The organism is Devosia albogilva, from assembly GCF_042685625.1.
Classification (GTDB): Bacteria; Pseudomonadota; Alphaproteobacteria; order Rhizobiales; family Devosiaceae; genus Devosia; species Devosia albogilva.
Window position 1 is genome coordinate 1112112 of record NZ_JBHUNP010000001.1, and the last position, 13035, is coordinate 1125146.

At 65.5% G+C, this 13035-nt stretch carries 13 protein-coding genes; all 13 read right to left on the minus strand.

Annotation, left to right across the window (positions count from 1 at the left end; all coding sequences use genetic code 11):
* Nucleotides 1–41: 41 nt before the first annotated feature.
* The 13 genes from ACFSX5_RS05590 to ACFSX5_RS05650 all read right to left on the minus strand — a co-directional run bounded on the left by ACFSX5_RS05590 (nucleotide 42) and on the right by ACFSX5_RS05650 (nucleotide 13031).
* Nucleotides 42–797: a hypothetical protein gene (locus tag ACFSX5_RS05590; RefSeq protein ID WP_386832300.1), complete on the minus strand. Its 756-nt coding sequence runs from the start codon at nucleotides 795–797 to the stop codon at nucleotides 42–44.
* A 112-nt stretch (nucleotides 798–909) separates the two neighbouring features.
* Nucleotides 910–2253, minus strand: a complete 1344-nt coding sequence (glmM, locus tag ACFSX5_RS05595; protein WP_386832301.1) for a phosphoglucosamine mutase — start codon at nucleotides 2251–2253, stop codon at nucleotides 910–912.
* Between the two features lie 156 nt (nucleotides 2254–2409).
* On the minus strand, nucleotides 2410–4341 hold the full coding sequence (gene ftsH, locus ACFSX5_RS05600) for an ATP-dependent zinc metalloprotease FtsH (protein ID WP_386832302.1): 1932 nt from the start codon (nucleotides 4339–4341) through the stop codon (nucleotides 2410–2412).
* 227 nt (nucleotides 4342–4568) lie between these two features.
* Nucleotides 4569–5837: a tRNA lysidine(34) synthetase TilS gene (gene tilS, locus ACFSX5_RS05605; protein WP_386832303.1), complete on the minus strand. Its 1269-nt coding sequence runs from the start codon at nucleotides 5835–5837 to the stop codon at nucleotides 4569–4571.
* Nucleotides 5822–6835: a tol-pal system protein YbgF gene (ybgF, locus tag ACFSX5_RS05610; RefSeq protein ID WP_386832304.1), complete on the minus strand. Its 1014-nt coding sequence runs from the start codon at nucleotides 6833–6835 to the stop codon at nucleotides 5822–5824. The genes tilS and ybgF overlap by 16 nt, the downstream gene beginning before the upstream one ends.
* 149 nt (nucleotides 6836–6984) lie before the next feature.
* A complete protein-coding gene (gene pal / locus ACFSX5_RS05615; protein WP_386832305.1) occupies nucleotides 6985–7479 on the minus strand; it encodes a peptidoglycan-associated lipoprotein Pal in 495 nt (164 codons plus the stop codon).
* A gap of 207 nt (nucleotides 7480–7686) precedes the next feature.
* Nucleotides 7687–8997: a Tol-Pal system beta propeller repeat protein TolB gene (gene tolB, locus ACFSX5_RS05620; protein WP_386832306.1), complete on the minus strand. Its 1311-nt coding sequence runs from the start codon at nucleotides 8995–8997 to the stop codon at nucleotides 7687–7689.
* Between the two features lie 61 nt (nucleotides 8998–9058).
* Complete coding sequence (locus tag ACFSX5_RS05625) at nucleotides 9059–10240, minus strand: cell envelope integrity protein TolA (protein WP_386832307.1); 1182 nt, start codon at nucleotides 10238–10240, stop codon at nucleotides 9059–9061.
* A gap of 9 nt (nucleotides 10241–10249) precedes the next feature.
* Complete coding sequence (gene tolR, locus ACFSX5_RS05630) at nucleotides 10250–10696, minus strand: protein TolR (RefSeq protein WP_386832308.1); 447 nt, start codon at nucleotides 10694–10696, stop codon at nucleotides 10250–10252.
* A gap of 1 nt (nucleotide 10697) precedes the next feature.
* Entirely contained in the window at nucleotides 10698–11399 is a 702-nt protein-coding gene (tolQ, locus tag ACFSX5_RS05635) for a protein TolQ (protein WP_386835585.1), read from the minus strand.
* 188 nt (nucleotides 11400–11587) lie between these two features.
* Nucleotides 11588–11980 carry a tol-pal system-associated acyl-CoA thioesterase gene (ybgC, locus tag ACFSX5_RS05640; RefSeq protein ID WP_386832309.1) on the minus strand — a complete coding sequence of 131 codons (393 nt, stop codon included), beginning with the start codon at nucleotides 11978–11980 and terminating at the stop codon, nucleotides 11588–11590.
* The gene (locus tag ACFSX5_RS05645) at nucleotides 11977–12480 is read right to left on the minus strand and encodes an NUDIX hydrolase (protein ID WP_386832310.1); all 504 of its coding nucleotides are present in this window, start codon (nucleotides 12478–12480) and stop codon (nucleotides 11977–11979) included. The genes ybgC and ACFSX5_RS05645 overlap by 4 nt, the downstream gene beginning before the upstream one ends.
* On the minus strand, nucleotides 12477–13031 hold the full coding sequence (locus ACFSX5_RS05650) for a rhomboid family intramembrane serine protease (protein ID WP_386832311.1): 555 nt from the start codon (nucleotides 13029–13031) through the stop codon (nucleotides 12477–12479). The genes ACFSX5_RS05645 and ACFSX5_RS05650 overlap by 4 nt, the downstream gene beginning before the upstream one ends.
* Nucleotides 13032–13035 lie beyond the last annotated feature (4 nt).

The window sequence follows — 13035 nt, forward strand, 5'->3', positions numbered from 1 at the left end:
GATGTCGAGAAGAGCGGCCGTGGCTGCCGCTTCCTGCTCCGTCAGTTGAAGCGGTAGCGGAGGGAGGCGCGGATCTCGTGCAGCCAGTTGTGGTTCGACCACACGGTGTCGGGAACAGGAGTGCTGGTGCTGAGCTGCGGCAGGTAGAGGCCGCGGTATCCGATATCTGCCACCACTGCGCCGAAGTCATAGCCGACGCCAACCATGCCCGCGGCAGCGAGGCTGGTATTGCCACCCGGGGGCACAACGACGCCGGGCGGGGCCGAGATATTGGCGTGGGTAAAGGCGGCACCGAGACCGGCGCCCACATAGGCGAATGCCCCGCCAGCAGCGCCATATCCGCCACCGCCAAAGGAGAAGTCGTAGTAGCCGTTGACCAGGGCTACGGTGGAGCGGAGGCTCAGTCGGTAGTCACCCGCACGGTCGCCGTAAGCCGGCGGCTTGGTGACGGTAGCACCTTCGTTGTTGATGTAGTCCAGAGTCGCATCGAAGCGCAGTCCAGTACCTGTCTCATAGCCGATACCGGCACCGACACTGTAGCCGTAGCCCACCTCGGTGAACGGGAAACTGCTCTCCACCAGACCACCGCAGGGTGCGACGCAATCATATCCGAACGCCTCGCGGCTCCAGAACAGGTTCCCGCCAGCGCTGCCGCGAAGATAGAACGAACCCGCGTAACCGTAATCCACGTCCGGGATTTCGATCACTGGGGGATAGTAGGGCATGTCGGCCGCAAAGGCCTGACCAGCGAGCAGAAGGGTGGCTCCTGCCACCACACCCGCAATGAGCTTGCGCATGATTGATCCTCGGATTGCCACGACTTCAGTCGCTCTCGTGGCAATATTTGCGCAAACTTCTTAAAACCCGCTTAACCCTGCGCCTTAACCCTAATAGTTGCTGTGCGGACAGTCAGGCGACGTCCAGAATGGCCGCTTCGACTTGCCCGACCACGGCGCTCACCAGCGCCGCGTCATCGGCTTCACCCATCACCCGGATCACCGGCTCGGTACCGGAAGGGCGCACCACAAGGCGACCCGATGTGCCAAGGCGCGCCTGGGCATCGGCGATGGCTGCCAGGACCAGCTTGTTCTCCAGCGGCTTGCCAGACTTGAACTTCACGTTCCTCAGCAGTTGCGGAACCTGGGTGAAGCGGGCACACACCTCGGACGCGGGCCGGTCCAACTGCTTCAACACGCTCAGCAGTTGCAGCGCGGCCACGAGGCCATCGCCAGTGGTGGTGAAGTCCGACAGGATGATGTGGCCGGATTGCTCGCCACCCACATTGAAGCCCTTGGAGCGCATGGCTTCGAGCACATAGCGGTCACCTACCTGCGTGCGTTCCAGCGTCAGCCCGATTTCCGTCAGATAGCGTTCCAACCCGAGATTGGACATGATGGTGGCGACGATCCCGCCGCCCATCAGCATTTCGCGGTCTTTCCAGCTTTGGGCGATCACTGCCATGAACTGGTCGCCGTCGACCACCTGGCCTTTTTCATCGATGATGATGACCCGGTCGGCATCGCCATCGAGCGCAATACCGATATCGGCGCGCACTTCCTTGACCTTTGCCGCGACCGCCTCGGGGGCCGTGGAGCCAACCTTGTGGTTGATGTTGAAGCCGTCCGGCTCGACGCCGATCGGCACGACGTCGGCGCCCAGTTCCCAAAGCGCCAGCGGGGCGACCTTGTAGGCAGCACCGTTGGCACAATCGAGCACCACCCGCAGCCCCGCCAGGTCCATGCCGCGTGGAAGCGTCCGCTTGGCGTATTCGATATAACGCGTGCGGGCTTCCTCGTCGCGGTGAGCACGTCCAATCTCGCGGCCATGCGCGAGCATCGAGGTCATGTCGCCGTCGATCAGGCGCTCGATTTCGAGTTCGATTTCATCGCTGAGCTTGTATCCGTCGGGCCGGAACAGCTTGATGCCGTTGTCATCGAAAGGGTTGTGCGAGGCCGAGATCATCACCCCGAGATCGGCACGTAGGGAGCGGGTGAGCATAGCCACGGCCGGGGTCGGCATCGGCCCCAGCAGGTAGACATCCATCCCCACGGCAGTGAAGCCGGCGGTCAGCGCCTGTTCGAGCATATAGCCCGACCGGCGGGTGTCCTTGCCGATCACCACGCGATTGCGATGATCCCCGCGCACGAACTTGACACCGGCGGCCATTCCCACCTTGAGCGCGAGTTCCGGCGTCAGCTTGCTGCCGTTCGCCAGGCCACGGATGCCGTCCGTGCCGAAATATTTTCTGGCCATGTTTCCCTCGCCCCAGCTGGTGCGCACTGGATGATACCACTTTCCAGCGAAATACCGGAGAGGCGGTTAATGCAAAAGGGGCAGCCGCGTCGCGGCTGCACCAATCTGCAGCTCTTGTAGCGAAAGGGCCACCCTGTGGGGTGGCCCTGGATCGCATCAGCCGTTGGGTTGCGGCTCGAGACCAGGCTCCGGCGGAGCGTCGGGGCGCTTCCGCCCCGGCTTGCCGGCAGCGGGAACGCCGCTGGCCTTGGGCGCAGACGGACCAGAATCATCGGGCCGCACAGGCTGCTTGCCTTCCATCAGGTCGCGCAGTTCGTCGCCGGTGAGGGTTTCGAACTCGAGCAGCGCCTGGGCAACTGCCTCCCACTCCTTCTCATAGGTGGTGAGAATCTCGCGCGCCTTGGCTTCGCCCCCTTCGATCAGGAGGCGCACTTCCTCGTCGATCAGCTTGGCCGTCTCGTCGGACATGTGCTGCGACTGGGTCACCGAATGACCGAGGAACACTTCCTGGTCATTGCTGCGATACCGCACACGGCCCAGCCGTTCGCTCATGCCCCATTCCATGACCATGGAGCGGGCCAGATTGGTGGCCATCTGGATGTCGCCGGAAGCGCCGGACGTCACCTTGATCGGGCCGAACTTCTTGATCTCGGCCTCGCGGCCACCGAAGAGCATGGCGAGACGCGCCAGCGCCTTCTCGCGGCTGAACGAGTAGCTGTCGTTTTCCGGCAGGGTCATCACCATGCCCAGCGCACGACCGCGCGGGATGATGGTGGCCTTGTGGATCGGGTCGAGCCCCGCAAGCTTCAGCGCGATGATGGCATGACCCGCTTCATGGTAGGCCGTCAGCTTCTTCTCGTCCTCGGACATGGCCATGGTGCGGCGCTCGGCACCCATCATGATCTTGTCCTTGGCGTCTTCGAACTCCTGGTGGGTGACGAAGCGCTTGTTGCGCCGCGCCGCCATCAGGGCCGCCTCGTTGACGAGGTTCATCAGGTCGGCACCGGAGAAGCCGGGCGTACCGCGGGCCAGCACCTTGAGGTCGACGTCGGGCGCCAGCGGCACCTTGCGGACGTGAACCTTGAGCACCTTTTCGCGACCGGACACATCCGGGTTCGGCACCACGACCTGGCGGTCGAAGCGGCCGGGACGCAGCAGCGCGGGGTCGAGCACGTCGGGGCGGTTGGTCGCGGCGATGAGGATGATGCCCTCATTGGCCTCGAAGCCGTCCATCTCGACCAGGAGTTGGTTGAGGGTCTGCTCGCGCTCGTCGTTACCGCCACCGAGACCAGCGCCACGCTGGCGGCCGACGGCGTCGATTTCGTCGATGAAGATGATACAGGGTGCGTTCTTCTTGGCCTGCTCGAACATGTCGCGGACGCGCGATGCGCCCACGCCGACGAACATTTCCACGAAGTCCGAACCGGAAATGGTGAAGAACGGCACATTGGCTTCGCCGGCTACCGAGCGCGCCAGCAGCGTCTTGCCGGTACCCGGAGGGCCGACCAGCAGCACGCCGCGCGGGATACGCCCACCGAGGCGCTGGAACTTGCCCGGGTCGCGCAGGAATTCGACGATCTCCTCTAGATCCTGCTTGGCCTCGTCGACGCCAGCAACGTCCTCGAACGTCACCTTGCCCTGAGTCTCGGTCAGCAGCTTGGCACGCGACTTGCCGAAGCCCATGGCGCCGCCACGGCCACCACCCTGCATCTGGCGGATAAAGAAGAACCACACGCCGATGATGACCAGGAACGGCAGCCAGCTCGACAGCAGGATCGACCAGAAAGGACTCGATTCCGGCGCCCGCGCGGTGATGGCAACGCCGCGATCTTCGAGGCGCGACACCACGTCGGTGCCTTCGGGCAGCACCGTCTCGAAGCGGGTGCCGTCACGCAGCGTGCCGGTGACGATGTTCTCGGTGATGGTCACAGAGGTGACGCTGCCGGCATCGACGTCGGAGACGAACTGCGAGTAGCTCTTGTCCGATACGGAGATCGACCGCGTGGAGGACTGGAAGACCTGGAACAGGCCCATCAGCATGAAAAGTATGACCAGCCAGATGGCGAAGTTGCGGAAGTTTCCGTTCATCAATCCTGTCCCGGAGATACCGGCTTGGAAGCGGCCAGCGTCGCTGTGTGCCGCAAATGTATGCCTCGCAATGGGGCGTTACAAGGGCAACACCTGCGGTCCAGAGCCGCCCCCGTCCAGTCATTTTATCGCGACGGGGTTAATGCGGTGCACACGAGACGGTTTCGTAGAGAACGCTGGTTAGCCTCCATAGCTAGTCGCGCCGGAGTCGAGACCGCCTACACCGGCTAGTCGATCAGCAGTTGCACCGTCAGTCGCTCGTCGAAGCTCCAGCCGCCGAGCGACACGACGCCGCCTTCTGCATCGCGCACGATCGGCGCGGTGCGGATCGCTTCCGCGGGAGCAGTCACTTTGAACCCGAGCACCTCCTCGAGGCGATGCCGCGGCAGGTAGTCGGCGACGCCGGCGGTGAGGCCGGCCCCGGTGCCGTTGACGATGCGGAAGCGCTCGTCCCACACCAGTTCGCCGCCGGGCGCCAGCACCGCGTCAGGCGGCAGGCTGCGCCCGGGTTCGCGAGCAACGGCCACCGCTGCGTCCTTGAGCCGGACCACACAGCCGCACAGAGTCGTGGAGCGCGGCAAGGAGCCGCCGGCGATCTGCGCCCGCAGACGCTCGACTTGTCCAAGCGCGCGCGGCTTCTGCCGTCCCCCGACGATGTTGAGTACCCGACCAAGCACGCGCGTTCCGACAGCTGCGCCGAGCGCGACGAAACGATCCTGTTCGATCCGCGCCGCGCCGAACCCATCGAGCAGCACCAATTCGCTGAACGCCGCATCCGCGAGTTGCGTCAGCACCTGGTCCGTCTCGGCCATGCGCTCGGCGAAACCCGCCAGCGTATCGGCATCGAGCCCGAGCTCCGCCAGATGCGGCATCAGTTGGCGCCAGCGCACACGTTCATAGCTGCTGTCGGTGTTGGATGGATCCGCGGCCGGCGTGATACCGGCCTCCACGACGACACGCCGCAGCGCCTCGCGATCGACGTCGAGAAACGGGCGGAAGACCCGCACACCGACGACGCGGGACAGCGCCGCGATACCCTTGAGCCCCTCAACGCCGCTACCATGCGCCAACCGCATCAGCACCGTCTCGGCCTGATCACTGCGGTGATGGGCCGTCAGCAAGACCGTGGCGCCGTCCGCTGCCATGGCCTCGCCAATCAGCCGGTAGCGGGCGGTGCGTGCCGCCTCCTGCAGGCCGGTCGTGGGCTTGGTATCGGTCCAGGTGAGGCCCCGCGCCTCCATGCCGAGGCGTTGTGCGATCTCCAGCACCATGGCGACCTCCGCCGCAGCTTCCGGCCGCAGGCGGTGGTCGACCGAATAGACCACCAGCCGCGGTGCAGAACCGCTCGATGCCCAACGGTGGGCGAGCAGCATCAGCGCCAGGCTGTCCGCTCCACCCGACACGGCAAGACCGATCGCCGGTTCATCGGCGACGGGGGCAAAGAGCCGCGCCAGCGTGTCTGCATCACCCAGGTCGGGATTCAGGCGGGCGGGCATTGCGCCTTGGCCCTCTCGGCATCCAATCGCGCGACAAAGGCCGGGGTCACATTGGTGTAGCGATCGCTGACCTGCGAAAAGGTCCGGCAGGCGACATCACGTTCTCCCGCACCGGACAACGATACGCCGAGCTTGAGCAGCAGGTCGGGCGCGCGCGGACTGTCCGGCGCCTTCTGATAGGCGTCCAGCAGCACAGCAGCGGCTTCCGTATAGGCCGCGCGGTAGATCAGCGCATCACCCAGCCAATTGGCCGCGTCCGTTGCCTTGGGATTGTTCGGGTAAAGCTCGAGGAATTGGGTGAGCTGGTCCTCGGCAAAGGCGTAGTCGCCCTGCATCAGGGCCTCATAGCCCGCCTGAAACTGCGCATCCGCATCGGCGTTCCCGGAGGGGTTCGCCGACGGATCGTAGCTCAGGTCGAGCGGCTGGCCCGTGGCGAGATCGACCGCACCACCTGCTCCGGTTCCAACCAGGGGATCCGAGGATTCGCCAACTTCGTCGGTGGGAACCGACCCATCATCAAAGGTCGGATCGAATTCGACCTCACCCGGCAGCGGCACCACGCCCTGCGGCGGGATGTCGGTTTCGGGCACATCGGCTGGGTCCTGCGGCGCCGCCTGGGGCTGCGTCGCGCCGCCCGCTGCCGGTGCCGCATCAGCGTTTCCCGAGCCACCGCCTTCCAGCGCCTGCAGGCGTCCATTGGTGTTCTGCTCGAGGCGCGTCACCAGTTCCTGCATCTGCGTCAATTGGAAGGTGAGGCCCTCCACCTGCCCGTTGAGCTGGCGGATCTGCTCTTCAAGTTGCTGGATGCGCACCATCAACTGCGCGCTGTCGGCTTGCGCCACCAGCAATCGGCCAGGCTCGGTGTTGTTGTAGCTCAGCCCGCCGAGTTCGCCCGGCGGCAGGTTGGATTGTGCCGAGACGGCGGGAACGATGCCGAGGGCCATGGCCACGGCGCACAGCGCGGCCCGGCCTCCCTTCGCAAGTGCGGAAAACGTCAAGCGGTGCCTCCGAGGACAGGGTGTGCTGCCCACACATGGTGATCCCCTGCCAGCCGATAAAGACCAAATTTGGTCAAAACAAAGCGCCCGGGCCGTCTCCGGCACCGGGCGCTCTTGCCTCCAGTTTGCACTGGATCTGGTAGGTGGTCTTACTGGACCACGGTGACGGCGCGGCGGTTCTGCGACCAGCACGAGATGTCGTTACAGATCGCGACCGGGCGTTCCTTGCCGAAGCTCTGCGAGGTAATGCGCTGTGCGTTCACACCCCTGGAGACGAGGTAGTTCACCACAACCGAGGCGCGGCGGGCGCCAAGGGCGATGTTGTACTCGCGGGTGCCGCGCTCGTCGGCATGGCCTTCGATCAGGATGCGGTAGTTCTGGTACTGGTTGAGCCAGGCGGCCTGCTTGTCGAGGGTGGCCATGGCTTCGGCGGTCAGCGAGGACGAGTCGGTCTCGAAGAACACGCGGTCGCCGACGGTGACCAGGAATTCCTGCTGGCTGCCCGGAGCGCCACCGCCCGGGCCGAGATTGCCGACGCCGGTCGGCATGGTGTTGGGCGTCCGCGAACACGCGGCAACGACCACCACGAGGAACAGCATTGCGAGGGCACGCAAGGCGGTATTGAGGGGAGCGGGAATGACCACGACGGGCTCCTGGAAAGGCAACAATCTTAAGCACGGCATTTACCGCGCTTAGTCTTAAGGGGCGGTATGTCTGCGTGGTTAAATCTTTGCCTATCGCGGCGCGAATGTGGCCGAAATCCGGGCTTTTCTGTGACGTTGCCCGGATGCAACAGACCGGTGGGTGGGCGCGGTTAAGGTTACCCTGGGGATCACCGCGCCCTCCTTGTCCTAGGTCCGCAGCCCCGACCAGGCCGGGTCGGACGCGTAGGTCTCGGTGGGAATGGTCAGCAGGTTGCGGCCCCAGATGTCGATGCTCATCAGCCGCGGGCCGTCATTGCCGCCCGGATCCTGGAAGAACATGATGACCCGGCCATTTGGCGCCCAGGTCGGACCCTCGGCGTGAAAGCCCGTATAGAGCAGGCGTTCGCCGGAGCCGTCCGGGTTCATCACGCCGATCGAGAACTGACCGCCACCCTGGCGGGTGAACGCGATGAGGTCACCCTGCGGGGACCACACCGGGGTCGAATAGAGACCCTGGCCGAAGCTGATGCGCTGCGGCTCGCCGCCGCCCGCACCCATCATGTAGATCTGGGGCGAACCACCACGGTCGGACTCGAACACGATGCGCGACCCGTCCGGCGAATAGGACGGGCCGGTGTCGATCGCTGCACCGGAGGTCAGTTGCATCGGCTGCCCGCCACCGCTCGAAACGGCATAGATATTGGTCGCGCCACCCTGCTCCACCGAGAAGGCGACGGTGCCACCATCGGGCGAGAAGCGCGGCGCGAAGGTCATTGCGCCGACGGATGCCAGCCGCTGCTGACGGCCGGTCGATAACTGCAGCAGGTAGACCTGCGGGTTGCCGTCGGCGAAGTTCATATAGGTGACGAGGTCGCCATTGGGGGAGAAGCGCGGCGTCAGTGCCATCGACGAGCCATCGGTCAGGTACTGCGCATTGGCGCCGTCCTGGTCCATGATGGCGAGGCGGCGGACGCGGTTGGCCTTGGGGCCGCTTTCGGCCACATAGATCACCCGGGTGTCGAAATAGCCTGACCCGCCGGTGAGCGCCTCATAGATGGCGTCCGAAATCTGGTGCCCCACGCGGCGATAAGAACCTGGATCGGTATTGTAGCTGCGACCCACCGCCTGCGCGCCCTGGCGGGTGTCCCACACGCGCACCGACGAACTGATGGTGCCGCCGCGTTCCACCGCGCCCATCACCAGGGCGTCGACATTGACCTGCAGCCAGGTGTTGAAGTCGGGGGTGGCGTTGACGTCGCCGACCTGCACCGGCAGCTGCGCCGGATCGAGCGGCACGAACAGGCCGGAGCGGCGCAGATTGTTGCGCACGATCTCGGCGATCTCCCGGCCGAAGGCGGGGTCGGACGAGGCAAAATCCGGGATGGCGATCGGCAGCGGGCGGAAATTCGCGCCTTCCACCGTGATGTTGAGCTGCGCTGCAGCCCGCGTGGCTGCCGCCATGGCGATCCCGCCAGCCAGGCCAAGCTTGAGGGCGTTGCGCCGGGTGAGAAGGGTCATTGTCAATCTCCATTCCTGCCGTTGGCCAGCGATCTCACCGGCACACGGCGCTTTGAGGGCATCACGGACGCAGCGTGACGTTGATATTCTGCCATTGGTCGTAGCTTGCGGCTGAGAGCATGTCGTATGGCCCGCACCCCGCAACGGCGCTCACCGCCTTCTGGGCCACGGCAATGGCTTCCGGCTGCTGGCTGACCGAGACAATGCGCGGCACGTCCGACAGCGTTCCATTCTGGTTGAGGCGCATGTTGACCACGACTTCGACGCCACTGGTCTGCTCGTTCGGCAGCAGCACCCAGCATTGCTTGATCCGCGCGACCAGCGCCGCGATCTCGGTCTGGCTGAGCGTCGCCGCCGTGCCGGTGGTGTCGCCCAGCGTGGGCGAGCCCCCCTGCCCGGTCATTGCGCCGGTGGTCTCGTCGCGGTTGATGATCGAGGAGATCTCGTCCGCGAGGTCCGCCAGTTCGTCCTGCGACGCGGCCTCCTGCGACTCGCGCTCCGCCGCTTCCGCAGCGGCGACGCGCTGACGTTCACGCTCTTCTTCCTCGCGGCGGCGGCGCTCGGCCTCCGCCTGGGCGAACTGGCGGCGCTTCTCCTCCAGATTGCTCGGACGCTGCATCGGCACCGGCGCATTCACCGCCGGCTGCTCGGGCTCGGGCTCGGGTTCCGGCTCGGGCTCGGGCTCGGGCTCGGGCTCTGGCTGGGGCTCGGGCTCGGGTTCAGGCTCAGGCTCAGGTTCTGGCTCGGGTTCTGGCTCCGGCGCAGGTTCGGGTGGCGTCGGCCGCGTCTGCGGCACCGGCGCCTCGCGCGGCGGCGCCGGCACGGGCTCTGGCGTGGGAGCGGGCTCCGGTGGCGGTGGCGGTTCAGGCTCTGGGATCGGCTCCGGTTCCGGTTCGGGAGCCGGCTCGGGAGCTGGTGGCGGCGGAGCGGGAGCGGTATTGGTCACCGGCTGCGGGGTCGGGGTATCGGCCGCCTGTGGGACCGGCTGATTCTCTTCGGTGGTCCCGGTTGGCTGCGCCAGTTCGGCGGGCTGGTCGTCGTCGACCGCCGAAGGCGTCGGTGTTTCCACCACCTCGCTGTCGAGTTGGCCGACGCGGATGTTGGACACTTCGGAAATCGGGATCAGGTCGACCGAAATCGAATCCACCGTCATCTCCAGCGGCTCGGTGAACCCCAGGTTCACGAGGCCGATGGCGATGAGCGCCACATGCGCAACGATGGAAACGGTGAGGCCGGTCCGCATTCGCCCGTCCTACTGCTCCGGTTGGGTGATCAGCCCGATCTTGGTGAAGCCGGCAGACGACAACAGCCCCATGACCCGCATCACCGAGCCATAGTTGGCGGTGGTGTCGCCGCGAACATAGATGCGGTCCTCGGTGCCACCGGTGGCAAGGCCGGTGACCGTGCTCACCAGGTCCGCTTCAGTGACCTGGTTCTCGTCCACGTAAATCGCGCCGGCCGGATCGACCGAAACGGTGATCGGCTGGGTCTGGCTCGGCATCTCGTTCGCCGCCGTCTTGGGCAGGTCGATCGGCACGCCGGCCGTCATCATCGGCGCCGCGACCATGAAAATGATCAGCAGCACCAGCATGACGTCCACCATCGGCGTCACGTTGATCTCGCTCATCACCGCCCGGCTCTTGCGGCGGCGCCGGCGGCCACCGCCGCCTCCCCCGCCTGCTGCTACGCCCATGCCCATCTCAGCGGCTCCGTGCTTCGAGCTGACGGCTGAGAATGGTCGAGAACTCGTCGGCAAAGCCTTCCAGGCGGCCGATCATCTTGCCGGCGTCGGAGGAGAGCTTGTTGTAGGCCACCACCGCCGGAATGGCCGCAACAAGACCGATGGCAGTCGCGAACAGCGCCTCTGCGATCGGCCCCGCCACCACCGCGAGGTTGGTGTTCGACGAGGCGGCAATGGCGGTGAAGGCATTCATGATGCCCCACACCGTGCCGAAGAGGCCGACGAACGGCCCGGCCGAACCCACCGTCGCGAGAAACCCGAGGTTCTTTTCGAGCTGCTCGCTTTCACGCGCAATGGCAACGTCGAGCACCTTGTCGAGCCGCTGCTGCATGCCGACGAAGCTCGCCGCATTCTGCTCGTGGCTGCGCTTCCATTCCTTCATCGCGGCGACGAACACCGACCCGAGCCCGCCCGAAGGCCGCTCGGCCTGCTGCTGATAGAGCTCTTCCAGCGACTGCCCCGACCAGAAGGTGCGCTCGAACTGGTTCATCGCCCGTTCGGTGCGCCGATAGGTAATGGTCTTGTCGATGATGATCGCCCAGCACCAGATGGAGGCGGCGAGCAGCCCCAGCATGACGCTCTTGACGATCCAGTCGGCGGCCCAGAACAGGCCCCATATGGAGAGGTCCGCGTGGGGCGCGGCGGCCCCCACAGCATCCATGGCTTCCATGTCGTGATCCTTTCGGCCCGGCTCCGGCTGTCCGACCCGCATGCTTGCGGCGATGCGGGCGAAATCTGTCAAAATTAAGAGAAATCGGCTGTTTCACGGGGCTGTGCGACGCCCGCAGTTCAACCGACGCTCTTTGCCAGGATTATGGTCAAGAGATGGTTAACAAAGCGTCGGCGGCGTCAGCTTCTGAGCCGCTCGAGCAGGTTCTTCGGCAGCCGGGTCGCCCCGCCGCCGATGCGAACCGCAGCAACCTCCACCCGCGCCCGTGTCAGCACCGTATCGCCCCGCCGGATCGTCTGGTTCAGCACCAGCCGGGCCCCGCTACCGCCCTCGACCGCCGTCTCGACGCTGAGCAGATCATCGATCCGCGCCGCCGCCTCGAAATCGATCTGCATGCGCCGCACCGCGAAGGCAATGCCCTGCTCCGCCAGCTCGGCGTGGTGCACTCCGAGGTCGCGCAGGAACTCGGTGCGGCCGCGTTCGAAGAACTTGAGGTAGGCGGCGTGGTAGACGAAGCCGGAGAAGTCGGTGTCTTCGTAGTAGATGCGGACTTGCAGGTGATGGACGCTCACGCTCGCACCTGCCGGACATCGGTAAGGTGAACGGGCGCTAGGGGTAGATCGGCCAGGAATGGCCGCATCGCCGCGGGATGGACGGGTGCTGCCGACAATGAAGGCTCGTCCGTATCGATCCAGCGGAATTCGAGATCGGCGAATCCGTCCCGAACGCGATGGCAGATGCCGTCTTCGCAGCCGAAGTCGTCGGGGACGCTCATCAGATGATAAAAGCCGATCTCGTGATGGCGTCGTTCACCGGCCGAGAAAATCGTCTCGCAAGTGAACAGCAGTCGTCCCACCGTCACCCTGCAGCCGAGTTCTTCGACCATTTCGCGTTCCAGGGTCTCGACGATGGTCTCGCCATATTCGACACGCCCACCCGGCAGTGCCCAGAAGGCGTCGGTCGTGCCGCGGTGGATCAACAGCTTGCCTCCGCGCAGCGCAATACCGGCCGCACGCAATTGGAAGCGACGATTGTCCTCGTCGTAGCAGATCATCCGGCGTGTCTGGGTCATGGCTCAGCACCGCTAGCGGTTGCGGGGCCGCGCTTGTCGCTCAAAAGCACGAGCCCGACAAGGGCACCCGCAAAAACCGGCGGCCCATGAATGTCGGTGAGGCTCACGACATATCCGGCACCCAATAGGTACACCACCGGCACGCCGAAGCGGAACCATGGAGGCAGGCGCCGGTCGAACAGCCATCCGACCATCAGCAGCCCCACCAGTCCCCCGAGCAGCACCGAGATACCGCCGCCGACCGGGTACCACCAGACTGCGCTCGCCTCCGCTGCGGCAACCCCGGCGATGGCTGCCGCCGCCCAGGCCCGGCAGGACCACTGCTGTTCGGCGAGCCAGCCGATCAGCAGCAGCCCGGTCAGATTGGAGATGATCTGGCCCCAGCCGTTGCTGTGCACGAACGGGCCGGTAAGGATGCGCCAGAATTCTCCTTCACCGACCGCCGCGGCATTCCACTGCAGCGCCGTCAGCACGTCCGGATTCAGCGTCTGCGCCACCACCATCAGCAGCGTCAGCGCGAATACTGCGAGAGTGAGCCATGGCCAGCGCAACCGG

Bases quoted from the DNA above. Each gene is read 5' to 3' on its own strand.
- tilS (WP_386832303.1), bottom strand. From the start codon at position 5,837: ATGCCCGCCCGCCTGAATCCCGACCTGGGTGATGCAGACACGCTGGCG.
- ACFSX5_RS05645 (WP_386832310.1), bottom strand. From the start codon at position 12,480: ATGACCCAGACACGCCGGATGATCTGCTACGACGAGGACAATCGTCGC.
- ftsH (WP_386832302.1), bottom strand. From the start codon at position 4,341: ATGAACGGAAACTTCCGCAACTTCGCCATCTGGCTGGTCATACTTTTC.
- tolQ (WP_386835585.1), bottom strand. From the start codon at position 11,399: ATGGATGCTGTGGGGGCCGCCGCGCCCCACGCGGACCTCTCCATATGG.
- tolR (WP_386832308.1), bottom strand. From the start codon at position 10,696: ATGGGCATGGGCGTAGCAGCAGGCGGGGGAGGCGGCGGTGGCCGCCGG.
- tolB (WP_386832306.1), bottom strand. From the start codon at position 8,997: ATGACCCTTCTCACCCGGCGCAACGCCCTCAAGCTTGGCCTGGCTGGC.
- glmM (WP_386832301.1), bottom strand. From the start codon at position 2,253: ATGGCCAGAAAATATTTCGGCACGGACGGCATCCGTGGCCTGGCGAAC.
- ACFSX5_RS05590 (WP_386832300.1), bottom strand. From the start codon at position 797: ATGCGCAAGCTCATTGCGGGTGTGGTGGCAGGAGCCACCCTTCTGCTC.
- ACFSX5_RS05625 (WP_386832307.1), bottom strand. From the start codon at position 10,240: ATGCGGACCGGCCTCACCGTTTCCATCGTTGCGCATGTGGCGCTCATC.